Raw genomic sequence first — 24,148 nt, 5'->3', positions numbered from 1 at the left:
CACCTGAAGACATTCGCAATTCCCATGATTGTTCTGGGTAGGCCGGGGCCGAGTCGACCCCGGTGCCGGGCCAGGCGTCAGCGCTGGCCGTTGACGCTCGCCGGGGCGGAAGTCTTGCGGCCGGCCATGGCGGTGACGAGGTGCGGCAGGACGGGGGCGCCGATGGCGGCCTCGACCAGCTCGTCTTGCTCGCGGTTGTGAACCGAGTTCGAGCCGGTGGCCGGGCTGGCGCTGGCGTCTCGGCCGACGTACTGGAACTTCCGGCCGGTCAGTTCCTCAAGGCGAGGGGCCACGAAGAACCAGCCTCCCATGTTTTGCGACTCTTCCTGCGCCCAGACCCACTCGGTCGCGTTTGCGTAGCGATCGAGGGCTGAGGTCAGCAGTGCGGCTGGGAAGGGATAGAATTGTTCGAGGCGGATCAGGGCCACCTCGGCGGCTTTGCCCATCGCCTCGCGGCGGGCGAGCAGGTCGTAATAGACCTTGCCCGAGCAGACCACCACCCGCCGGACCGATTCGGGCGTGGTTGTCGCGTCGTCGAGCACCTCGCGGAAGTGGCCCGAGGTGAACTGATCGACCCCGGACACACACCGCTTGTGCCGCAAGAGGCTCTTGGGGGTCATCACCACCAAAGGCTTGCGGAAGTTGCGGCGGACCTGGCGGCGGAGCAGGTGGAAGTGCTGCGCGGGGGTCGTGCAGTTGACGACCTGGATATTGTCCTCGGCGCAGAGTTGCAAGAAGCGTTCGAGCCGGGCGCTGGAGTGTTCCGGCCCCTGGCCCTCGTAGCCGTGCGGCAAGAGCAGGACGATGCCCGAGGAGCGGCCCCACTTCGACTCGCCCGAGACGATGAACTGGTCGATGATGACCTGGGCGCCGTTGACGAAGTCGCCGAACTGGGCTTCCCAGCAGATGAGCATATGAGGGGCGTCGAGCGAGTAGCCGTAGTCGAAGCCCAGGACGGCGGCCTCGGAAAGCATGCTGTCGAAGACGCAGAACTCGGCCTGGTTGCCGGGGTCGATGTGGTTCAGGGGGTAATAGCGTTCCCCCGTCTGCACGTCGACGACCGAGGCGTGCCGCTGGCTGAAGGTACCGCGGCGGCTGTCTTGCCCGCTCAGGCGGACCGGGGTCTTTTCGAGCATCAACGAGCCGAAGGCCAAAAGCTCGGCGAAGGCCCAGTCAATCGGCCCGCCGTCGGTCATGGCCTGCACCCGGGCGCCGAAGATGCGGTCGAGCTTGCGGTTGCGGGTGAAGCCTTCGGGAACGGCGGCCATGCGCTCGGTAATCAGGGCGAGCCGATCGGCGGGCACGCCGGTCTCGACCGGGTTCCAGTCGTACTCAGGACGAAGGCCGTCCCAGGGGCCTTTGAAGCCGGGCTGGGCGATCTCGGGGGCCTCGGTGGCGTCGTGGACTTCCTTGTAAATGGATTCGAGCTTTTCGCGGAAGGTTTCTTCGAGGGTCTCGGCTTCTTCCTGAGTCAGGTCGCCCGAGTCGATCAATTGCTTCGTGTAGACCTCCAGCACGGGGGGGTGCTGACGGATCGCCTCGTACATGACCGGCTGAGTGAAGGCCGGCTCGTCGCTCTCGTTATGGCCGTGCTTGCGGTAGCAGACCATGTCGATGACGACGTCCAGGCCGAACGTCTCGCGGAACTCGGTCGCCAGTTCGCCGACGTAGACGACCGCCTCGGGGTCGTCGCCGTTGACGTGGAAGATCGGCACCTCGATCATCTTGGCCACGTCGGTCGCGTATCGGCTCGACCGGCCGTCGAACGGCGCGGTGGTGAAGCCAATCTGGTTGTTGACGACGATGTGAATCGTGCCGCCGGTCCGGTAGCCGGGCAGTTGCGACAGGTTCAGGGTTTCGGCCACCAAGCCCTGGCCGGCGAAGGCGGCGTCGCCGTGGATCAGGATTGGCAGGCCGAGCTTCCGATCGCGATCCTTGTACAGACGCTGCTTGGCCCGAATGCGCCCTTCAACGACTGGGTTGACGGCTTCCAGGTGGCTCGGGTTGGCCGTCAAGGAGAGGTGGACCGAGTGGCCGTTGGCCCCGACGTGGTCGGCCGAGAAGCCGAGGTGGTACTTCACGTCGCCGTCGCCGCCGACGGTCTTGGGCATGTTCCCTTCGAACTCGTGGAAGATCAGGCTGTAGGGTTTGTGCAGGATATTTGCCAGCACGTTCAGCCGCCCGCGGTGGGGCATGCCCAGCACGATCTCCTTGACCCCGAAGTTGGCCGACCGCTCGACGATCGCGTCGAGCAAGGGAATGAGCATCTCGCCCCCTTCGAGCGAGAAGCGCTTTTGCCCCACGTAGCGGGAATGCAGGAAGGTTTCAAACAGGCTCGCGGCGTTGAGCTTCCAGAGAATCCGCCGCTTCTTCTTGATGTCGAACCGCGGGTGGTTGCGCACCGGCTCCATCCGATCCTGCAACCAGGTGCGGATCTTCCGGTCGCGGATGTGCATGTACTCGACTCCGATCGTGCCGCAGTAGGTGCGGCGCAGCACCTCCAGCAGCTCGCGGAGCGTGGCTTGCGGCGGGTCGAACAGCCGGGTGAAAAAGGGCTGGTCGAGATGCTGCTCACCCAGGCCGAACTCGCTCAGGTCGAGCGGGTCGTAGGTCTCGCGACGGCCGGCGAGCTTCAAGGGGTCGAGATCGGCAAGATAGTGGCCGACCTCGCGGTAGGTGTCGACCAGGCGGGTGACGGCGGCCTGGGCACGGGCCTGTTCCAGCGCCTCGGGCTCGACCTCAACCGCCGTCGAGGCCGGGGGCCTGCCCTCTCCCGGCGGCTCGGTTCCTGGTGGGGCGCCATCCACTCGACCGAGTTCAAACCCCTCGAAGAAGTGCCGCCACGACGCATCAAGCGTCTCAGGCTCCTGCTGCCACCGCAGGTAATGCGCTTCGATCAGGTCCTGGTTCCACCGACTGGCGACCGTCGAGCGATTCATCGCAGCGTGTCTCATCTTCGGGCGCGACTGGCGCGGCAGCGCACGACGCGGCCCGGCCCCGATTGCTTGCCCAGAAGGCGGCGAAAATACGACATCGGATCGATCCCTCGCGAGCCGGCGCGGGGGTCGTTGGGAGGCCCGATGTCTCGCGTTGGTTTCCCATCCTAACGCAACGGCCGGACCAGCCATATCCCGATTCTTCGCGCATTCCCGCTCGGCCGAGGGAGATCGCACCCTCCCGATGTGCCTTAGTATAGAGAATCGAGTCCCGATCGGCACAGTCCTCTCGCCAGAGACTTTTCCAAAAATCAACCTCCACGGGGCAACCCTCGCGGTCCTTGGCCGCGGAACGAGCGAAATTCGCCCCATGAGCATTGCCACGGAGCCCAGGATTGCTCGTTCGACCCCCTTCGACCCGCAGCCGGAGACCCTACTTCGCGCCGGACGATTCGCGCGGTAAGATCGTTCGCTTCGCCAGGAACACCGGAACCTTCCAAAAGCATCGGGCAAGTGGCCCGGTCCCGGCCACCGGCGAGTTCGTCCCCCAAGCGGTCAGGACCGCCATCGCGGGCAAGAGTCTCCGCACGTCACCCCGTGCCGGAGGACGTCGCGATCGCTGATCGTCCGGCCCAAGAGAGTCGAATCGAGCGCCATGTACGCCATCTTCGAGGACGGTAGCCACCAGTTCCGCGTCAGCGAGGGCGACCTCGTGACCGTCGATCGCCGCGACGGAGCCGACGGCGACGAATTGACCTTCGACAAGGTCCTGCTCATCGCCGGCACCGACGGCGAGCCGACGATCGGCACCCCGGTCGTCGAAGGAGCCCAGGTGGTCGCCAAGGTGGTCCGCCAGTTCCGCGACAAGAAAATTGTCATCCGCAAGTTCCGCCGCCGCAAAGGGTACCGCCGCAAGCGCGGTCACCGTCAGCCCTTCACCACGGTCCAGATCGTCAGCATCAAGACCGCCTGAGTGATTTGCGGCATTTGTGTCAGATCAAGCCGTTTCTCGCGGGCTTTTCCGCCGGAAACGGCTTTTTCGCGCGCGTCAAGCTGGGAGGGGGACCGGCCGATATCTGTCTTACCTAAATTTCCTCGATCTCCGGAACGGGCAGAGTACGTAAACGCGAGAATGGTCTTGACCAGCATACCCATCCCCCCAATCTGCCCTGGACGTTCACAAATCGCGCATAATACACTTTCGGCGGCGCCCTGATGCGTTGTCCGAGGCTCGTCGGTCAGGGACGTACTCCTCGGCTCCAGACGAATGGCCTCCCAACCCTTCATTCCGGTTGGACACATCTTTGACGAGATCACGGCTGGATCATGGTAGTTGTCGTGCGATCACGATGAACTTTTGTTCTTGACCAGCCGATGGGCTTTTGGGAAAACGACACCTATCAGATCCTTACAGATCATGAGGCGGAGGCCGGCGATGGCGACCGTTGATCATCGGGAAGAGCTCGGACAGGATCGGGGCCAGGGGGCCGGGACGGCGGGTCGGGGGATGGTGGTCCCTCGGGTCTTCAGCACCGAGGGGGTGAGCCCGTTCGATCAGGTCGAGTGGGATGAACGCACCGCGGCGATCAAGGATGAGCGTGGCCGCGTCATTTTCGAGCAGACCGGGTGTGAGGTGCCGCGCCCCTGGAGCCAGCTCGCCACCAACGTCGTCGTCAGCAAGTACTTCTACGGCGAGATCAACACCCCCGAACGTGAGACCAGCGTCCGCGAGCTTGTCCACCGCGTCACCCGGACCATCACCGACTGGGGCAAGGCTGACGGCTATTTCGCCTCCGATGCCGACGCCGAAATCTTCTACGACGAGCTGTCCGCCCTCTGCGTCAACCAGTACGGCGCCTTCAACTCGCCCGTTTGGTTCAACGTCGGCCTCTACCACCAGCGAGGCGTTTCCGGAGACGCCAACAACTACCGCTGGGACGAGGAAACCCGCGCGGTCGTCGCCGTCGACGACGCCTACAAGTACCCGCAAGGCTCGGCCTGCTTCATCCAGTCCGTCTCCGACGACATGGAAGGGATCATGAAGCTGGCCCACGCCGAGGCCATGCTCTTCAAGTACGGCTCGGGGACCGGCACCGACCTCTCGACCCTCCGCTCCAGCCGCGAAAAGCTCTCCGGCGGCGGTCGGCCCTCCGGCCCGGTCAGCTTCATGAGGGTCTACGATGCGGTCGCCAGCGTCGTCAAATCGGGCGGCAAGACCCGACGCGCCGCCAAGATGCAGACCCTCAAGTGCTGGCACCCCGACATCCTCGAATTCATCACCGCCAAGACGAACGAGGAACAAAAGGCCCACGCCCTGATCCGAGAAGGCTACGACGCCAACTTCAACGGCGAGGCCTATTCCTCCGTCCTCTTCCAAAACGCCAATCTCTCGGTCCGAGCCACCGACGCCTTCCTCCGTGCCGCGATCAACGACGAGGAATGGACCACCCGGGCCGTCACCACCGGCCGGCCGATGGACACCTACCGCGCCAAGGATCTCCTCGACAAGGTCGCCGAAGGCACCTGGACCTGCGGCGACCCCGGCATGCAGTACGAGGACACGATCCAGAAGTGGCACACCTGCCCCAACACAGCGCCGATCAACTCGTCGAACCCGTGCTCCGAGTACATGTTCCTCGACGATAGCGCCTGCAATCTCTCGTCGATCAACCTGATGAAGTTCCGCCGCGAGGACGGCAGCTTCGACGCCGAAGGCTTCCGCGCCGCCTGCCGCATCTTCATCACGGCCCAGGAAATCCTCGTCGATCACGTCAGCTACCCGACCGACACGATCGCCGCCAACAGCCACGCCTTCCGCCCGCTCGGGCTCGGCTACGCGAACCTCGGCGCGCTCATCATGTCGACCGGCCGGCCGTATGACTCTCCCGAAGGCCGAGCCCTGGCCGGGGCGATCACCGCCATCATGCACGGCGAGGCCTACCGGACCAGCGCCCAGCACGCCGGCCGCCTCGGACCCTTCGAGGGCTTCCGGATCAACCGCGAGCCGATGCTCCGCGTCATGGAAATGCACCGCGACGCCGTCGAGTCGATCGACCCGTCCTGCCCCGAGGCCCTCTTGGCCGAGGCCCGCAAGGTCTGGGACGAGTGCCTCGAACTGGGCCGGGCCAACGGCTACCGCAACAGCCAGGTCACCGTGCTCGCCCCGACCGGCACCATCGCCTTCATGATGGACTGCGACACCACCGGCATCGAGCCCGACATCGCCCTGGTCAAGTACAAGAGCCTCGCCGGCGGCGGCATGCTCAAGATCGTCAACCGCACCGTGCCGATGGCGCTCAAGACCCTCGGCTACGACGAGCCGGTGATCCGGGGCATCCTCGACTACATCGACGAGCACGACACGATCGAAGGGGCCCCCGGCCTCGACGACGATCACCTCTCCGTCTTCGACTGTGCCTTCCCGCCGCGCAACGGGGTCCGGACGATTGCCTGGGAAGGGCACGTCCGCATGATGGCCGCCGCGCAGCCATTCCTCTCGGGAGCGATCTCGAAGACCGTCAACATGCCTCGCGACGCCACCGTCGCCGACATCCGAGACGCCTACCTCGAAGGCTGGCGGCTCGGCTTGAAGGCGTTGGCCATCTACCGCGACGGTTCGAAGGAATCGCAGCCGGTCAGCACCTCCAGCGAGGAGCAGAAGATCGCTGCCGAGCTGGCCAAGGCCAAGACCGATCTGGAAAAGGCCTGGAACGAGGTCAACGCCGCCAAGGCCGCCCTCGATGCCGAGCACGAACGCCTTCAGCGCGAACGCGCCGGCTTCAAGCCCGCCGCCGCGCAGGCTCCCGCCCCCGTTGGCGGTCGCCCCGCCGAGATCGGCCCCCCGCGTCGCGAGCGCCTGCCCGACACCCGCCGCAGCATGACCCACAAGTTCGACATCCAGGGTCATGAAGGGTACATCAACGTCGGCTTCTACGACGACGGCCGCCCCGGCGAGCTGTTCATCACGATGGCCAAGGAAGGGTCGACCGTCGGCGGCCTGATGGACGTCGTCGGCACGCTCGTCTCGATGGGCCTGCAATACGGGGTCCCGCTCGAAGTCTTCGTCAACAAGTTCGCCCACAGCCGGTTCGAGCCGGCCGGGTTCACCAAGAACCCCGACATCCCGATCGCCAAGAGCGTCACCGACTACATCTTCCGTTGGCTCGGCATCCAGTTCATCCCCGGCTACCGCGAGGCCAACACCCCTCGCCGCGACGGTGTCGAGCCCACGAGCCCCATCACCGTCTCCCCCGCTCCCGCCGCCGCGTTAACCGGCCCCTCCGCCGACCTCGACGCCCCCACCGCGCCGAGCACCCCCGTCATCAAGACCAACGGCCACCGCACCGCCACCATGGCCGACCTCGACGACGCCGAGGCCGCCTCCTCCCACTCTTCTTCCTCCTCCTCCCGCACCGACTCCCTCGTCCCCTCCCACGAGATCGGCCTCGGCGCCCAGCAACAAGAATTCGCCCGCTTCCAGTCCGACGCCCCCTCCTGCGACAACTGCGGTGCCCTCACCGTCCGCTGCGGCACCTGCTACCGCTGCTTCAACTGCGGCAACTCCATGGGCTGCTCCTGACCCTTCCTTCCCCTTCCCTCTCCCCCGTCCCCGGGGGAGAGGGTGGCCGCAGGCCGGGTGAGGGGGTCCTCCTCCCCTTCCCTCACCCCCCCCGCACTACGACCCGTGGGGCCCGCCCAAGCGTGCCCCGCACGCCCTCCCCCTCTGAATCCGCACACGCGAGCCCCGCGGGTCGACTTGTCAGCTTTCTAATAGGCGACTTAATGCTTCATTTAACTGCTTCTCATCCTTCATTACTTCAGATAGTTTTTCTGAAAATTCACATAAGACGATTCTAATGGCACTCGCGTCGGCCAGGCAATCTTCATCAGACCTGCCATGCAGACCTCTGCTCAATGCGTTGTGAAGAAGTGTAAACGGATTGTGTCCTTTGATGTATAGCGTCGCTGGAATGACATCCTTTGTATTCTCAACTGCTTTTTTAAACTGGATTTCCTGTTTTGCATTTTCCAATCTTTCAATTACGTCGTCGCTTGCTTTTGTGTGCCTGCATACTCGAATTACTTCATCTAATAAGCGATCTTTTTGACTTTCTATAATTCTTCTATAATATGAAAACGCACCTATTCCTAATCCTTCGACTTCTGCCCTTCTGCCTTTGAGGAAATAGTCGCGATCGGGGCCAACGAGTTTGGTCAATTTGCTTGGAGTTCGTGGCGAAAATGAAGGAAACTCTGCTATTTTTTCTACATTAACAAGCGAGATTTCACTGTCTGTGCGAGCAATGCTCCAGAATCGAATAGCGTAACTTTTGACCACTCTTTTGCATGTTTCGCATTCGTAAATTAGAATTACGTCATAAGGAGGATTGTCAGCAGGATTTCTTGTGGCAGTTGGACCTTGATCACTATTGATTCCTCCGAATAGCCTGCCCGATGCTGTTGTTTTTCCACTGCAATAAGTAAATGATTGGCATTCTCCGTCACAATATAATAAAAGTTCAGGAGTTTTGATAATTATTGAAGGTGGACTTTTTTGGGTTGCCACTCTGTCTATTTTGGCGCAAGTTAACGGGGGGCGATTTGCTAGAAAATCCCTCCAGTCATCTCCGATGTCATTGGTGTTGCAATCTATTATCTCGGTGCTTTCCCTCTTGGGTTCTGTCATTGCAATAATTGCTCTAGTTAATGTTTTGAGGGCCTTTTGTTCGGGATGAATCCCTCTCCCTAGTGCAATAGTATAATGCTTGGCCGGATGACTGAATAGGATAGCGTGCGGGCGGGTGGCCGGGGCAAAGCGCAGCGTGCCCCATAGCCATCAAGTTAAGGAGTAGTCCAACTGCTCCGGATCGTTGAGGAGCTCGAACGTACTGGGCTTCCTGCGTTTATTCTGCTTCGCTGTCGTCGCCAGGGTGTCCCTCAGTTGCTCCAGCTCGTACTGCACGCGTGTCGGCTCGTCGAGCGCACGGGCCAGCAGGAGGGCTCGGCCCCGGCTGGGTGGCACTGGTGTCCTCACCAGTGTTCAGCCGCCTTGGCGACGCGATCGCCTTCGTTCCCCGTCCGGCGTCTCCAGGCCCCGACCGTCCCCGGCTAATCGCCGGGCGAACCGAGGTGCCCCCCTTGGTTCCGCCTGCGATTCGGGCGGGTGGCACTGGTAGCCACAAAAATGCAAACACATAATGACCTGGGTGGCACTGGTGTCCTCACCAGTGTTCAGCCCGCCGACGCGACCGCCCTGGTCCCCCATTCGACGTCTCGAGGCCTCGCCCGTCCCCGAGCCGGACGCAGGGCAAACCGGCGTGTTCCTCCTTGGTTCCGCCTGCGATTGGGGTCACACTGGTGAGGCCACCAGTGCCACCCGAAATTCCGTCCCACCAAGGCCATTCTCCAGGTGAGAATCACTCGCCGTCCTCATCCTCGTCCTCGTCTTCGTCGACGGGTGGCACTGGTGGCCTCATAAGTTTCAATATGTGACGACATGGGTGGCACTGGTGTCCTCGCTAGTGTTCAGCCCGTCTTGCTGACACGAACGCCCTCGTCCCCCGATCGACGTCACCAGGCCCCGCCCGTCCCCGGACCAATCGCCGGGCAAACCGGGGCGTTCTTCTCCTGGTTCTTCCTGCAACCTCGTTTTCACGGGCGAGAGCATCCATGCTGTCGTCTCGGGAAGAAAAGGATGCGTTTGTGTGGATTCTCCCTGTCACAACCCTGATCTCAACCCGAATGGATCGTTGCGGATCGTGTGACCGGAGGCCCGGGGCGAGTCACGACGCGACGTCGTCGGCCAGGCACACCGGACGTGCGGGATCCGATCCGAGTCCGGCGCGGCGGAGATCGTTGAGGGAAGGGAATCATCGATCGGGAGGGTCGACTCATGATGTTCGGACCGAATCGAATCCTGGCATGCCCGAGCTGCGAAACCCGGGTGAGCGTCCCCACCTGGCTGTCGGGCAATACCTTCGGGGCCGTCTCCTTCACCGACGGGTCCATGATCGCGATGCACATGCCCGACGTGCCCCGATTCACGCGATGCAAGGGCTGCGGCACCCTCTTCTGGATCGACGAGCGACACACGGGAGGGCCCGAGCCGGCCCTCCCCGATCCGACCTGTGGCGTGCTGGTGGAGCTCACCGACGCGGATGACACCGCCGAGCAGGTCGAGCACCCGACCGTGGACGACCTCGCCGAGGCGATCTCCCTCGGGCTCGCGTCCAACTCCGACGACGAACTCAATCTGAGGGTCCACTTCTGGTGGGCCGGCAACAAACCCTTCCGATCGGTGCCGAAGGAAACCGTGCCCGACTGGCCGGCGGGTGGCACTGGTGGCCTCATAAGTTTCAATACATAATGACCTGGGTGGCACTGGTGTCCTCACCAGTGTTCAGCCCGATCTGCCGACACAAACGCCTCCACCTCTCGTTCGACGTCTCCAGGCCTCGCCCGTCCCGGGACCGAACGCCAGGCAAACCGAAGTGCCCCCCTTGGTTCCGCCTGCGATTGGGGTCACACGGGTGAGGTCACCCGTGCCACCCGACCGGGCACGCTGCGTCCTGTCCCGACCACCCAGTCGTCCTGAGGATCACTGTCTACCATTCCGGACAGACGTGTACAATTCAATTGGACGAAACGTGGTAGAATCTAACCGATCATTTGTGTACAATCCCGATCTTCTCCGATTGGGGTGACTTTCTCAATCGGCTTGTCGGAGGCACACTGGGAGGAATACCGCATGAAGACCCTGTTCCGAACGAGCGGCGTGGCCCTGGCGATCGTCGTCACCTCGGCGGCTGGGATGTGCGACGCCGGGACCCTGAACGACAGCATCCGGCGGGCCAGCGCGCAGATCTTCATCCAGGATCAGGCGTCGTTCAGCCCGCCGTTCACCCCGCGCCTGAACCTCCTCGACACCGACACGGCCCCCGGGACGGAGGATTATCTGGCCGAGAGCGGGGCCGGGACCAATCAGCCGAACGGCCTCGGGTATTACGGCGTCGTCGCTTCCAGGTTGGAGAGCGGCTTCGATCCGGGTGATCCCGGACTCGGTGGCCCCTTCCGGGGTTACGACGTCGCGGATGCGCTCGTCTACAGCGAGGTCATCACCCAGTCCGACGACGCCCTGTTCAGCCAGACGCTCGCCGCCACGCGGTCCTTCATCACGTTCACCCTCACCGAGACCATGTCCTGGTCCTGGTCGGCCCTCGTCTCCGGTTTCACCGAAGGCATGGGCGAGAATGAATACGCCTTCGGCATTTATGATTACGCGATTGACGATTTCGCCGAATTGCAGATCCTCACCGACACCTTCGATCAGCGGGTCTCCCTGTCCGGCCTCCTGGGACCGGGCCAGTACCAACTGTCGGTCGCGCTCTCCGCGCGGAACATCCTCGAATTCACCACCGGCAGCGGCACGGCCCAGGTCACGCTCACCGACGGCCGGTTCCGCCTCACCGCAATCCCGGAGCCGTCGACCATGACGCTCGTCCTCCCGGCGATGGTCGCGTTGTTCCTGCTCCGGCGTCGGCTCCTCCCTCCCTCGACCGCCTGAGCCCGGCGGCCCTTGGCCCTTCACTATGAGCCGGCAGAGATCACCTCGCCGCCACTCCAAGCGGGTGGTACTGATGGTCCCATAGGTTTCGATATGTGATGGCCTGAGTAGAATAGATGTTCTCGCCAGTGTTCACTCCACCTTTCCAATGCGACCGCCCTCGTTCCTCTTCGACGTCTCCAGGCTCCGCCCGTCCCGGAACCGAACGCCAGGTGAATCGAGGTGTTCCCCTTGGTTCCGCCTGCGATGGGGGTCACACGGGTGAGGTCACCCGTGCCACCCGAGATTCCATGCCCCCACGATGCTCGTGAGCCTCCCGCCATGAAACCCTCCCTCTACGATCGCGTAGCCCTCTGCCGCGACCGCGACGACCTCGGCCTGAAGCGTGGCGACGTCGCCACCCTCGTGGACGTTATCCCTCATCCCTCCGGAGGGGAGGAGGGTGCCATCCTCGAAGTCTTCAACACCCTGGGCGAGTCGATCGCCGTGGTCATCGTCAAGGTCTCCGAGATCGAAACCCTCCGAGCCGACGATACCCCCTCGACAGAGGCCCGTGGTAAGATCACGCCCCCCGCCTGAGCGATCCGGAGGCCCCGTACGAAACACCATCGTGTGGCCACCCTGTCGCCGAACCCTGCCCAACTTCGAGACGTAAGCATCGGGGTGATGCCATCACCCGACGACGGTCCGAAGTTGCGACAACCGCGTCAGGAGGAATCGTCATGCCCATGCGGCGCACCGCGGGCGAGTCCGGACGACTCATCAGCAGAGCAGGGCGGTGGGCAATGGTCGCCGTGCTGGCCTCTGTGGGATGCGGCCCGTCGCGTGACGAGGCGATCGAGCCGCTGGAGGGACTGTTCGGCGAGGCAACGCCCGCAACCGTCAGGATCGTGCATTACCACGGCGAGACGTGGGGCATGGACCCGTCCTTCGCCTGGGTCCTGCAACCGATCGACAACGCCTATCTCAAGCGCCTGATTGCCGCCAAGGGGCTCCAAACGCCCCCGGCCGGCGATCGCCCCGCGAGCGTTCGCTACGCTTTCCCCTCCTGGTGGGATCACGACCGCATCGAGGCCCTTCCCGAGGTCTACTTCGACGACTCCCAGGGGCTCCGCCGCATCTGGGTCGATCGCTCGAACAATCAACTCTTCATCGAGTTCATCGGGACCTGATCACTTATCAGCCCCTCGGGCGGGGTGGCTGAGACCCTGCTCAACCCGCCACCCCACCGGGGCCATTCTCCGGGCGAGCATTATTCGCCGTCTTCATCCTCGTCGTCGTCGTCGTCTTCGCCCTCAACCTGGAGGACGAACGCCGAGCGGACGGGGGCGGGCATGGGGGAATCGGCACCTTTGACCGACCGCCAGATGATCTCGTTGAACAAGAGGTCGTCGGCGGCGTCTTCCTGAGTCAGATCAAGCCGGTCGGACAGCTCGGTACCCCAGGCGGTGGCAAGGTTGACCTCATTCAGATCAATGCGCGCGGGCCGATGATCATAAGGTCGCAGGTCCGGCTCGGGCCGGAAGCTGGCATACATCGGGCGGGCGGCGGCGTCGAACTGGCTCATCGGCTCCAGGCCGAGGATCAGCTCCATCGTCCGAAGCATCGACGAGGTGGAATACATCGTCGAGTCCTTCCCCGTCCCCTTCGTATACGGGCTGATGCAGAGGGCGACGGTCCGGTGCGCATCGACGTGGTCGGGGCCGTTCTGCGCGTCGTCCTCAACGACAAAGATCGCCGTCTCCGGCCAGAACCGGCTCTTGCTCACCCCCTCAACGAGCATCCCTAGCGCCAGGTCGTTGTCGGCAACCATCGCCCTCGGCGTGGGAGCGCCCACCCGAGTGCCGGACGTATGATCGTTGGGCAAGCGGATGATGATCAGTTGCGGCATCTCCCCCTCCGCCTCGAACCGCGCCAGCTCCTCCAGGAACCGCTCGGCCCGCTTCACGTCGGGGTAGTTCAGGTCGTAGCTGCGGAAGAAGGGGTCGAAGTGCCCCTCCAGCGCCTCGACGGTGGCGACTCCCGGGGCGTCGGGGGTCGGGCCGTTGCGGATGAACTCGCCATACGAGCGATAGCTGATCCCGGCCTCTCGGGCCCGATCCCAAAGGTAGCCGCCGGCCGGCCGGGAGATCTCGAAGTTCCCCTCCGACGGGTACGGCACGCGTCGGTCTCCCCGGTAGCCGAGCGGCCAGGTTCGCTCGACGAAGTCGGTGGCGTAGGCCGCCATCGACCACTCGTGCCCGTCGGCCGAGACCTCGCTCTCAACATAGAAGTTGTCCAGCAAGACGAACTCACGCGCCAGCGCGTGGTGGTTCGGCGTCACCTCCTCCGGAAAGAGGCAGAGCGCCGGCTCGCCGTTGCCTTCGGGCATATCGCCGAAGACTTGATCATAGGTCCGATTTTCTTTCACGATATAGATACAGTACTTGATCGGCGACGGCTCTCCCACCTTCGCCGGAATCGGGTTCCCCTCTGGCCGTTCAGCGGTGACGGCCGCTGGGTTCTCACGATCGAGTGGGCTGCACTCGTAGACGGTGCGGGTCAGCTCGGCCATCCGATCGGGCGAGGGCATCGGGATGACCGACAGGGTCCCCTCGAACAATCCGCCGATGTACTCGGCCGTCGCCGGCCTCGGGCCCGGGGTCGGCTGCGGTCCCTGGCGGTTCGACCGCGACATCGCCCCCTTGCCGTTGCTCACGTAAATCGTCTTGCCGTCTGCCGAGAGCCGCACGCAGGTCGGGTACCAGCCAACGGGCAGGAACCCCATCGGCCGGCTCAGGCCCGGCTGCTCTACGTTGACGACCGCCACGTGATTCGTGTTCGCGTTCGAAACGAACAACACCGACTCGTCCGGCGACAGTGCCAGGGCGTTTGGGGTCGAACCAGAGGGGGCGTCCGGCGCGATCGCCGTGCCGATTGTCTCCAGCGATCGTCCCTCGTCGGTGTCGATCACGCTCACCGTGTTCCGGTTCGCGTTGGCGACGTAGAGGATCTTCCCTTCCCTCGCCAGCACCAACTCGTTCGGGTGCTCCTCGGTCGGCCAGCGCGCGATCCGGTCCCCCGTCTCGGTTGCGATCGCCACCACGGCCGACGCCCCCCAGAGGCTCGCGTAGACGCGCCCCCGAGCCTCGTCTATCGCCAGGCCATACGGATAAGTCTTCACGCCGGTGAAGGTCTCGCCCAGGAACTCCCCCGTCTCGGCGTCGAACCGTGCGACCGTGTCTCCCCAGACGTTGGCCACCCAGAGCGTTCGGCCGTCTCCCGACAGAACCATTCCTCCCGGCACGCGCTGGCCGGTCCGGCGGATGTCCTGCTCATCCTCAGGAGGCGGGTCGGCCGCCACCAGCGGACCAGGGTAGCGGAACGCAACCCGACCGGAGAGCAGTCCATCTTCGTGGTCGAAGCGATAGATCAGGTCGTCGAACCCACCGCCGACAAACAGCCTTTTCCCGTCCGGCGACCAGACCAACCCCGAGAACGACGCCGGCAGCGCCACCCGGCCGATCACCCGGTTCGTCTCCGTGTCGATCGTCACCACCTCGTGCTCGCGGTAGCCGGCAAACAGCACCGCCAGCACCGGATCGCTCGGATGCCTCGCCATCAAAACCGGGAAGTCCCCGTTCAGCGCCACCTGAGCGCCCGCGGGCTTCAGGGTCCAGCCGTTTGGCAGCAGCACGCCCCCGTCCGGGTTGATCCCCGGCCAGATCGCCTTCACCGCCTCCTGGCCGGGCTCGATCTTCTCCTGGCCAACCGCCCCCGCCAGCGGCACCACGGTTGCCGCCGCCACGAACGCCAAACACGCGAGGCGTTCGGAAATCATGTTCATTCGAAATCGTTCGTTCATCGATCGTGATGCTCCCTCGGTTCGCGCCTCTCTCCGTCGAATCGCAGCCCACCTTAGCCTGCCCCCTCGGCCCGAACAAGGCTCCCGTTTCTCCCTCATCCAATCTTCTCCATTCCTTCGTCGGCACACCCCGGTTGCCTCAGAAATCAAACGCAGGGCAAACAGAATATAATCGAAATGCTCTGATAAATATAGAAAAATAAATGATTTGTTAGGTCCGCTTCGCCGATCGCGCGGCAACCTGGACCGACCTTATTGTAGCTCCCCATTCGGCACGATGCGGCCAGGTGAGAACGCTCGCTCGAATCGAGAAAATCCCTCCTGATCCAAACAATCATGTCCCTCCCTGGAAGCGGTTCCTGGCAGCGAAGTGTTCTGAAATGCCACATGATAATTTTGATTTTTTGTGAGCCTGGATTTATCGTGGCCTGAGGTGGCATGGCTGGAGTCGTCCGTCCCCGTGTCGAGCCCTGGTGCCGGCCTGTCTGGCGGTTGAGTCGAATTCATGATCCGACGGATCGCCTCCATGGTTCCAACCTGTCGTGGCCGCAACCCAGGGCCAAGCGATTGGTCGGTTCCAGGCGATGTCCAGCCAGGTCGACACGCCGGGGAGTCGGTTGGACGTTCTGGAAAACCGGTTCTTCTCGCGAATGGTTCTCATGCGGAACAATCGTTTGCATGTGTTCCTTCGAAGTAGAATGAAACCGGTCACAACTATGAGCATGTCTCGGATAAGATTGTAGGAACCGCTTCATGGTGCCGGATCGACGAGAGATTTTGGTGCAACCCGGATTCCGGCAACCCTACCTCTGGTTGCATATCAAGAAGACCGCGGGCACGTCGCTTCACCGGGCGCTGGGGCACCATTACTGGAGCCCACCCGAGCCTCAAGGGTGGAAGGGCGTTTATGTTCCTTCCTTCTTGCAGGTAGAGACGATCTACTGGAACTCGGTCCTCAATCGGTTTCGAACGCCGCTTGGGGATCTCATGTTCAAAAAAATGTATTACGCAAAACAGTATCTGTACAAAAATTTTGACGACATCAAGTCGTTCGTGGTTGTCAGAGAGCCGGTCGATCGTTGTTTGAGTATGTACTGGTATCTCTACCGCGAAGCGCTTGGCAATTCGCTGCGGTCCACTCCCGAGTCGCTCCCCGCGAAGGTCATCCGAAAACTCCTTCGCAAAACGAAGACCTTTGACCATGTCCAAGGATTGGAACGCTTCCTCGAAACGATCCGCGAGCTGCGCACCGACCCCTGGAAGTCCATCCACGTGGCCACTCATTCGGCGTCGGTCTGGGATGACGTGACCGACCCCAATGGCCGCGTGCTCGTCACCGATTTCATCAAGATGGAACATCTGAAAGAGGGAGTCGAACGCTTTTTTCAGCCAATCGCCGAATCCAGCGTCGAAATCCAGCTTGAACACCTACGGGCCTCGAATCGGAACCGAAGTCAAGACGTCTCGATTGTTTCGCCGAAGGCGATGCAGCAGATCAAGGAGCTGTTCGGGCGCGATTTCGAACTATACGACTCTGCACGCTGATCCCCTATCCTCGTGAGGATTCCTTCGGAGCCATCCTCTGTCTTGGCAACCCATCCAGACGATCGGAAATCGGTGGCTGGGCGACAGAAGTCTGGATCGGGATGATCCGCTGGCGTTTCCGCTCACCGAGGCAATTCGCTTCAATACTCGATCGGCACCGCTCGGGCTTTTGCGAGTCAGGTGATCCGCTTGCGAGCCAGGCGTTCAATACGAGTTGTCGGTAATCACCTCGCCACCGCTTCGGGTCGCAAGCGCCTGCCAGACGCCGGGCGTGGGGAGGTCGCGCCACCAGCCGCCCGGTTCCAGGACGGCGCCGGAGGGGCCCGAGGCCGGGTCAATTGCCCAGGAGTTGATCGTTTCCGAGACGAAGCGGACCGATCCGTCGGTCATCGCCACCAGCACGCCCCCACGGTGAAGGCTTGAAGCCGAGTCGAGGGCGATGTGCGGATTCTCATCGAGTGACCCGTTGGGCGGGGCGGTTGTGGTGAAGAGGGTCTGGTACCGCGAGCCCAGATACCAGCGGGCGAAGCCGTGGAAATACGGGTCGTCGCCTTCCATGATCGGCCCGACAGCGCGCTCGGAAAGAAGCATCGTCTGGCTCAGGCCATCCGTAATCGAGGCGATCCGCACGGGATCGAACGTGATCAGCCCGTTGACCTGCTCCCGAAGCCGGCGATCGACCGGACGGTCGGGATCCGGCGCATTCAGCAGCTCCACGGCCACAGCGCCGAGGTTCCCGACGTAGCTGAAGCGCGACGATCGCGACTCCGGGGTCGTGTACGGGGGAGACGCGCCGAAGGTGCCGATTGGGAACGCCTCGCCCGCGCCGGGATCGCTCGGGCAGGCAAAGGTCCTCAGGCGGAAGGCGTGGATCGTCGTGTTCTCCGCCGAGACGATCCAGAGCCCGTGGTTGATCGCGTCGTAGGCCGGTTGCTGCTCGATGAAGGGGAGCACGGCGACGAGGAAGCTCTCGTCCGGGAACGGAGGCGCATCGGGGTTCATCCACCTCGGATCGTGGCCAAGGGTCATCCCCAGCGGGAACGCCTCGAATGTCCCGTGATAGGTCTGCAAGGCCAGGGCTAGTTGCCTCAGTTGACTCTGGCACTGCGCCCGCCGGGCCGCTTCCCGGGCCGACATCACCGCCGACAGCAGCAGGGCGGCCAAAATGGCCATCACCCCGACGACCACCAGCAATTCGATCATCGAAAGGCCTTTGCGCCGATCCCCTGTCTTGCAGACGGTTCTCATCGGTTGGATCCTCCGTGGTGACTCGATCCGTCCGTCGCATCTGTCCCGCGACCATACATACGCGCAATCGCAATTTCAATCGAAATCCTCAGGATGCACCAACGGATTTCGACAACCGAGATGTGGCAGGGATCTCGCACAAAGCCGCAGAGCCGCCGAGACGCGAACTCAGCGCGTGCGATCGCGACCTCTCGTTCCGTTTTTTCTTCGCGCTCGTTTCCCTCTCCTCCGCGCCGTTGCGCCTCTACGCGACATCCCTCCCCCGTTGCCCCTCTCCTGCCGATCGGCGACGCGGTCGTAACCGATCATTTGTGTGACTGAGGCCCCGCCAATTCCCGATGATAAAAGGCATGGCATCGTGTCGATCCCTCCGCCGTCCCCTCCCGGGCCGACGACCATCCGGTTCGACGCCAGGCCCCCTCTTTGGCAATTCGATACGATCCCCGAATCCCTCGATACTCCCTCGACCTCGACTCCGGGCCGATCAGCGCGAAACGAAGCCAATTCAACGGGTGCACTCTGACGAAACGAACGGCCTCGATCGCCGTAAGCCCAAGTGCCACAACGACGATCAACAACCATCTCAGGCGCACCGAGCCGCGCACCCGAGGCGCACCGTCCCCCACCTCCGCCCAATCCAGACCGAGCGGCCCCGATCGCTCGGCAACGGCCCGGCACCTGGCCTCGAACCCCGCCAGCATCGCGGCGCACTGTGACGAAACGAACCGCCTCGATCCACGCAACCCGTTTCTGCCCTGACAGAAGCGACGACGGCTCAGAGCGCACCGGAGCCTTGCGGCGCGGCGCACCGTGTTCCTCCCGATGTCGTCCCACGAACGGATGCCTTCCGGGGGCGGCCTCCCGGCTCGCGGTTCTGGCCGCTCGCCGCATTGAGAGAGCAATCCGCCTGTCGCCGAGACGCCAAGGGGGGATGCAGGCTCCCCCTCTTCCCAGAATTCGGCTCGACGCCAGGCGAAGGGATGCCATACTTGATCGACAGGCTCGTCCGCAACCGATCGGAGGAGCAGGCAGCGATCAGGAATCGCCAATCACGGAGGAATGCACCCATGAAAATGCTCAACCATCAGGGAGCCTGGCTGGCGGCTCTGGCCTTGATCGGGACGGCGTCGACCGCCGAGGCTCAAATCCTTCGACCCGAAGGGCCGGCGGAACAGGTCGGGCAGGTCGTCGGTGGCGCGCTCGACACGGCGGGCCGGGCGGTCGAGCGGAGCTTGCGAACTGCCTTCTCCCGGACCCGAGGCGCGGTCGAGTCGATGGAGGTGACCTCCCGCGTCTACAGCCGGTTGCTCTGGGAGAAGGAGTTGACCGGCAGCCGGTTCGTCATCGACGCCCGGCCCGGCGGAGTGGTGATTCTCCGGGGGAGCGTGCCCACCCCCGAGGCGGCGGATCGGGCCGCGGCGCTGGCCATTTCGACCGTCGGTGTCTCGCGGGTCTTTAACGAACTGGTTGCGCCGGAGGGGACCACCACGACCGTTCTGCCCGGCTCCACAACCGACCGTCCCCTTGGGGAACTGCGCTCCGAACCGATCTTGGAACCGCTGCCCCGCACCGAGCCGCAGCCGAATCCCGGAGCCGAGCCAGGTCTGGAACCGCTGCGACGTTCCGAGCCTCGGCAGGCCCCCGAGCCCGAGACTCCGGTCGAGCCGACCCCGTCCATCCGCCCTCCGCTGCCGACCCCCTGACACGAACGAGTCGACCCCGGACGAGGCCGGTCAGGAGATCCTCTCGCGGATCAAACTCAGCCGGCCCTCGCGGAAGGTGAAGAATTGGAGCCAGCTCAGCACATAGGGCTGGCCGTCGGGCATCACCTGGCCCGATTCCCGGCAGAGGACGACCACGGTCTCTCCCTGGACAACCACCTCGTGGACCTTCGGAACTTGCTCGCCGACCTGAGCGAAGTTCCGCTCGATGACGGCAAGGACCTCGGCCCGGCCGTGGGTCGTCCCGTGGAAGGCGGGCATCGACGGCGCGTCGATGTCGAGGCAGACGTCCTCGGTCATCAACTCCCCCAACGCCGCGAAGTCTCCCCGAATGATGCACGCGTAAAGGGCCTGGACTCGCCCGACCAGCTCCTCGTGCTCGACCGAGATGGGCGCGGTGCTGCCCAATCGGAAAATAGTCACAAGCTGATCGAGAAACGCGTTTCCGTCGGACAGGCCCATGACGCAGCGTCCGCAGCGTTAGAGGGACGACCGATCCCCCTGGGGAGCCAGGGCGATCTCGAAAGAGATGCCTGAATTCTGAGCCATACGGTCGCAATGGTCAAGGCTTGCGTGTTTCCGTGTCGATTGGTTGCAGCATGGATCGGACCGGGTGCGATCCATGCTGCTCAGGCCGGAGCAGCCGAGGGCCCTCGGTCGGTCTCGGGAAGCACCGGTGGCCGGGCCGACCGGACGGCGAGGCCGGCGGCGACCGGGAAGATCATCAGGCCCATCAGGGCGAGGTCGTTGTGGCCGAGGCTGTCCCGGGCGATCGCCAGCGGCAGGGGACCAAGGGCCGAGGCCCCGATGACGATCGCCATGGCGATCCCCTTGATCGCCCCGAAGTGCCCCCGGCCGAAGGAGTCCGCCAGGGTTGCCCCGATCCGCTGGACCGCTGGCTCCCCGTGTGCCGGCCCAGCAGAGCCGACGAGAGCAGGGCCGTTGCCGGAGAGACAGACACCAGCGGCAGGGCGATGGGCAGGACCTTGAACATCCCCATCGCGGCAACGCCGAGCACGATCCAGCCTTCGTCGTACCCCATACGCATCAACGAGGTCGTCCGCGAGGCTCGGTGGCGAAGGGAATCGAGGAGGGAGGAGGAGGCAGGTTGCGAACGGGCGGAATCGGTCCATGTCGTGCTCATCGGAGGGATTCTCGCAGGATGCCGGAGCCGGCTCGATTCGAGTCGGAGTAGTGGGCTCGGGCTTCATCCCGAATTCATCCCAGAGCAGACCCAGAAAGATCAGCGCGGGCGCGGACCGGATCGGGCGGGTATAAGGGGGAGGAACGCCTGGGCAGGACAACGAGGCTCGAAGCCATCGAGGCGGGGAGGTCGGAGCCGGTGACAGAGGGGCCAAGGGTGCCGAGAGAGGAGTCGCGAGCGGCCCTGTACCGCGAGGTCGTCGGAGCGGCGGTTCTGGGCCTGGTGGTCAACGCCGGGCTCGGAGCGGCCAAGCTGGTCGGCGGGCTGGTCGGACACTCGTTCGCCCTGATCTCCGACGCGGTCAACTCGCTGGGAGACGTGGTCACGTCGCTCGCCGTGCTGGTCGCCCTGAGGCTGGCGCAACGACCCCCGGACCGCGAGCATCCGTACGGTCACACCCGGGCTGAGGCGATCGCCGGCCTGAGCGTCTCGCTCTTGGTGCTCGGCTCGGCGCTTCTCGTGGGGACGGAGGCGATCCGACGCCTGCCGGAGCAGCACGAGATCCCCCCCGGCTGGACCCTCGTCATCGCCGCGGTCAACGTGGTGATCAAGGAAGTCCTGTTCCGGTACAAGATCGGGATCGGCCGGCGGACGGGGTCGAGAGCGCTGGTCGCCAACGCCTGGGACCATCGGGCCGATGCCTTCAGTGCCCTGGCCGTCCTGATCGGCCTGTCGGTCGTGCGATGGGGAGGACCCGGGTATCGCTTCGCCGATGAGGTGGCCGCCCTGGTCGTCATGGCGATCATAGTGCGATCGGCGGTGGTTCTCGTCTGGGAAAGTGCTCACGAGCTGATGGATGCCCAGGCCGAGGGGGAGTTCGTCTCCCGGATCGAGGCCGAGGCCCTGGCCGATCCCGAGGTCAAGGGAGTCGAGACCTTGTGGGTGCGGAAGTCGGGGCTGGAGTACTTCGCAGACATCCATCTGGAAGTCGACCCCCAGTTGACCATTGCCGAGGGGCACCGGATCGGCCATCGGGTCAAGGATCGCCTGCTGGAAGCCTTCCCGACCCTGCGGGATGTGCTCGTCCACCTGGAGCCGTTTGCCGACGAGCCGAGCCAGACCGAATCGTCTGTTCCCCCCTGGACCCAGGAGCCGTAATCCGGTCGAAGGGTGCCAGGAGTTCGGTTGACCGTTCGAGGGCTCAGGGCTATGATCCGCCGCCCCGGGGGCCGCCTCGCGGTCCTCAAAGGGAACGGATGGATACGAAATTGCCAGCTCGGAGGGAGGGACTCCCAGATGCTCGGCGCGATTGTCTCGTCGTTGGTCTTGCTCCTGGCGCCGCTCGAAGGCCCCCCGCAATTGCCGTCGCCCGTGCCGCCTTCGGCCCCCATTCCGGAGCCCTCGGTCTTGCCGCAGGGAACCCCGGCGGAATTGCCCCAGCAGATGGCCAACGGCCCCCGCTACGTCTTTGAGGTCCGCGATCTCCAGGTCGAGGGGCTCGACTGGCGAGGCGTTCTCAAGGGCCGCACGCGCAGGCTCGACTGGCAGGCGGGCCTGATGGTCTGGGCCGTCGGTGAACCGGCGGTCCGCGATCTGGTGAACTATGTGGAAAAGACCGCGCGATCCTCAGTCGTGCAGGCCCCTTCGGCGGTGGCTGCGGCAGGACAATCGGCGCGGACGATGACCGGATCGACCGTCCAGCTCATCGTCGATCTCGAACGCCAGGGAGAGAAGCCGACGGGCCGCGAAGGCGGTCTGGCCTATCAGCCGATCCTGGAACAGATGCACAATGGTCTGGACATGGCCCTGTCGGCCACGCCGACTCCCGAAGGCCTGGTCGTTGGGGTGAACCTCGACGAGACGAGCCTGCAAGGGGTGCACACAGGATCGTTCGAAGATGCGATTACCGGTCCCGAAGGGGGCGATCAAGGGCCGATCGCGGGCCTCTTTCGACGCTTCGGAGAGGGGAACGATCCGGCCGTCTCCAAGACCGGGGCCATGAAGCTCCAGGCGTCCTTCCAGGTGCCGGAGATCATCCGGTCGCATGTCGAGGGGGCCTGGCCGGTCAAACCGGGCGAAAGCCTCGTGATCAGTCTCGGAGCGCGATCCCAGTCGGAGAAGTGGGGCCGATCAACGGTAGTCGAGCGTCTGGTGGTGGTCACCGCTCGTCCCGAAACGGCGGCCGACCGACATCCCGGAGCCCTGGCGAAGCCGGCCTCCGCGCCTCCTCCTCCGCCGGTTCCGGAAAGCGTTTCGCCGCTGGGCCTGCCGTCGGCCGCTCCTCCTCCGCCGGGCATTCCCGGCGTCTTGCCCGACCTGACCCCCGTTCCAGGAGGGTTGCCGACTCCTGGAGGATTGCCCCGCTGAGGGATCGATCGGGGCTTGCCGCCGTGCGAGACACTGGCCGAACCGGGCGAGTCCCCTGCGTCACACGACACCGCCGCGTCCGCCTTTGTTCCGGATCGGAACGAGTGCCGGGGGCGGCGGGTTTTCGTTCCGAGAGAAGGAAAGCCGGCCTGATCGCAACGTGATCATCATGAAGATGCCCCCTTGCCGGCGTCGTCGGGGAGGCAAACAATCGGGAAGAGGCTCGACCGTGAGCCGATCACGACTCGACGGCTCGCCCTCCGTCGCACGTTCTAAGGTGGTCCCGATGCCCCGACCGCAGACCGAGGCCGTGACGGCCGTCCTGCTGATTGCCCACGGCAGCCGACACGAGCCGGCCAACGCCGACCTGAGACGCCTGGCCGATCGGATGGCCGAGCAGGGGACCTATCCGATTGTCGAAGCGGGCTTTCTGGAGCTGACCACGCCGGAGATTCCCGAGGCGGGGGATCGTTGCGTGGCTCGCGGAGCGACCCGAGTCCTGATGGTCCCTTATTTCCTGTCGATGGGAGTCCACCTGCTCCGCGACCTGACCGCGGCCCGAGAGGACCTGTCGAGCCGACATCCGGACGTGGTGTTCATCCTCGGCCCGCCACTTGGTCCCGACCCCTTGCTCGACCGCCTTGTGGCCGAACGGGTGGCGCGGCTTGACCGGGGAGCGTTGCCGCCGATCGAAACCCGATCGGCCGTGGCGGCGGCCCGGTTCGCTCCGATGGACGGCGGCGGCGATGCCGAGGGGTGATCGCGGCTGTGGCGAGCGAG

Annotated in this window: 17 protein-coding genes and 1 pseudogene; 11 read left to right on the top strand and 7 right to left on the bottom strand. The window is 64.1% G+C overall.

What is annotated here, in order from left to right; all coding sequences use genetic code 11:
* Window positions 1-77: 77 nt before the first annotated feature.
* Window positions 78-2,939, bottom strand: a complete 2,862-nt coding sequence (locus HG800_RS19085) for a 2-oxoglutarate dehydrogenase E1 component (protein ID WP_169978403.1) — start codon at window positions 2,937-2,939, stop codon at window positions 78-80.
* Window positions 2,940-3,591: 652 nt separating this feature from the next.
* Between HG800_RS19085 and rplU the strand changes: the two genes are divergently transcribed.
* Together rplU and HG800_RS19075 are read left to right on the top strand one after the other, a co-directional pair.
* On the top strand, window positions 3,592-3,909 hold the full coding sequence (gene rplU, locus HG800_RS19080; RefSeq protein WP_169978401.1) for a 50S ribosomal protein L21: 318 nt from the start codon (window positions 3,592-3,594) through the stop codon (window positions 3,907-3,909).
* A 444-nt stretch (window positions 3,910-4,353) separates the two neighbouring features.
* Window positions 4,354-7,452: pseudogene (locus HG800_RS19075) on the top strand (vitamin B12-dependent ribonucleotide reductase); the annotation flags it as partial.
* A 243-nt stretch (window positions 7,453-7,695) separates the two neighbouring features.
* Here HG800_RS19075 and HG800_RS19070 read toward each other — a convergent pair.
* Together HG800_RS19070 and HG800_RS19065 are read right to left on the bottom strand one after the other, a co-directional pair.
* Window positions 7,696-8,622 carry a hypothetical protein gene (locus tag HG800_RS19070; protein WP_169978397.1) on the bottom strand — a complete coding sequence of 309 codons (927 nt, stop codon included), beginning with the start codon at window positions 8,620-8,622 and terminating at the stop codon, window positions 7,696-7,698.
* Window positions 8,623-8,772: 150 nt separating this feature from the next.
* Window positions 8,773-8,958, bottom strand: a complete 186-nt coding sequence (locus tag HG800_RS19065) for a hypothetical protein (RefSeq protein ID WP_169978395.1) — start codon at window positions 8,956-8,958, stop codon at window positions 8,773-8,775.
* 870 nt (window positions 8,959-9,828) lie between these two features.
* Here HG800_RS19065 and HG800_RS19060 point away from each other — a divergent pair.
* From HG800_RS19060 to HG800_RS19045, 4 genes are all read left to right on the top strand, one after another.
* On the top strand, window positions 9,829-10,302 hold the full coding sequence (locus HG800_RS19060) for a hypothetical protein (RefSeq protein WP_169978393.1): 474 nt from the start codon (window positions 9,829-9,831) through the stop codon (window positions 10,300-10,302).
* Between the two features lie 381 nt (window positions 10,303-10,683).
* A complete protein-coding gene (locus HG800_RS19055; protein WP_169978391.1) occupies window positions 10,684-11,499 on the top strand; it encodes a hypothetical protein in 816 nt (271 codons plus the stop codon).
* Between the two features lie 321 nt (window positions 11,500-11,820).
* Window positions 11,821-12,078 (top strand): DUF4926 domain-containing protein, encoded by a 258-nt coding sequence (locus HG800_RS19050; protein WP_169978389.1) that lies wholly within the window; start codon window positions 11,821-11,823, stop codon window positions 12,076-12,078.
* Between the two features lie 143 nt (window positions 12,079-12,221).
* Entirely contained in the window at window positions 12,222-12,671 is a 450-nt protein-coding gene (locus HG800_RS19045; protein WP_169978388.1) for a hypothetical protein, read from the top strand.
* A gap of 80 nt (window positions 12,672-12,751) precedes the next feature.
* On the opposite strand, the gene HG800_RS19040 is transcribed toward HG800_RS19045, so the two are convergent.
* Window positions 12,752-15,343, bottom strand: coding sequence for a bifunctional YncE family protein/alkaline phosphatase family protein (locus HG800_RS19040; protein WP_235963801.1), 2,592 nt, complete (start codon window positions 15,341-15,343; stop codon window positions 12,752-12,754).
* A 780-nt stretch (window positions 15,344-16,123) separates the two neighbouring features.
* On the opposite strand from HG800_RS19040, the gene HG800_RS19035 reads away from it, so the two are divergent.
* Window positions 16,124-16,888 carry a sulfotransferase family 2 domain-containing protein gene (locus HG800_RS19035; protein ID WP_169978386.1) on the top strand — a complete coding sequence of 255 codons (765 nt, stop codon included), beginning with the start codon at window positions 16,124-16,126 and terminating at the stop codon, window positions 16,886-16,888.
* 204 nt (window positions 16,889-17,092) lie between these two features.
* Here the strand turns inward: HG800_RS19035 and HG800_RS19030 are convergent, their stop codons facing one another.
* Window positions 17,093-18,136 (bottom strand): DUF1559 family PulG-like putative transporter, encoded by a 1,044-nt coding sequence (locus tag HG800_RS19030; protein WP_169978384.1) that lies wholly within the window; start codon window positions 18,134-18,136, stop codon window positions 17,093-17,095.
* Between the two features lie 1,067 nt (window positions 18,137-19,203).
* On the opposite strand from HG800_RS19030, the gene HG800_RS19025 reads away from it, so the two are divergent.
* Complete coding sequence (locus HG800_RS19025; protein ID WP_169978382.1) at window positions 19,204-19,839, top strand: BON domain-containing protein; 636 nt, start codon at window positions 19,204-19,206, stop codon at window positions 19,837-19,839.
* 30 nt (window positions 19,840-19,869) lie between these two features.
* On the opposite strand, the gene HG800_RS19020 is transcribed toward HG800_RS19025, so the two are convergent.
* Both HG800_RS19020 and HG800_RS19015 read right to left on the bottom strand, forming a co-directional pair.
* On the bottom strand, window positions 19,870-20,319 hold the full coding sequence (locus HG800_RS19020; protein WP_169978380.1) for a nuclear transport factor 2 family protein: 450 nt from the start codon (window positions 20,317-20,319) through the stop codon (window positions 19,870-19,872).
* 167 nt (window positions 20,320-20,486) lie between these two features.
* The gene (locus HG800_RS19015; protein WP_169978378.1) at window positions 20,487-20,990 is read right to left on the bottom strand and encodes a hypothetical protein; all 504 of its coding nucleotides are present in this window, start codon (window positions 20,988-20,990) and stop codon (window positions 20,487-20,489) included.
* A 209-nt stretch (window positions 20,991-21,199) separates the two neighbouring features.
* Between HG800_RS19015 and HG800_RS19010 the strand changes: the two genes are divergently transcribed.
* The 3 genes from HG800_RS19010 (at window position 21,200) to HG800_RS19000 (ending at window position 24,128) form a co-directional block, all read left to right on the top strand.
* Window positions 21,200-22,159, top strand: a complete 960-nt coding sequence (locus tag HG800_RS19010) for a cation diffusion facilitator family transporter (protein WP_206352352.1) — start codon at window positions 21,200-21,202, stop codon at window positions 22,157-22,159.
* A 138-nt stretch (window positions 22,160-22,297) separates the two neighbouring features.
* Window positions 22,298-23,368, top strand: a complete 1,071-nt coding sequence (locus HG800_RS19005; protein ID WP_169978376.1) for a hypothetical protein — start codon at window positions 22,298-22,300, stop codon at window positions 23,366-23,368.
* Between the two features lie 286 nt (window positions 23,369-23,654).
* The gene (locus HG800_RS19000) at window positions 23,655-24,128 is read left to right on the top strand and encodes a sirohydrochlorin chelatase (protein ID WP_169978374.1); all 474 of its coding nucleotides are present in this window, start codon (window positions 23,655-23,657) and stop codon (window positions 24,126-24,128) included.
* Window positions 24,129-24,148 lie beyond the last annotated feature (20 nt).

It is taken from the genome of Tautonia rosea (assembly GCF_012958305.1).
GTDB classification, from domain to species: Bacteria; Planctomycetota; Planctomycetia; order Isosphaerales; family Isosphaeraceae; genus Tautonia; species Tautonia rosea.
Note: the sequence above shows the minus strand (reverse complement) of the source record. Positions and strands in the feature narration are given on the sequence as shown.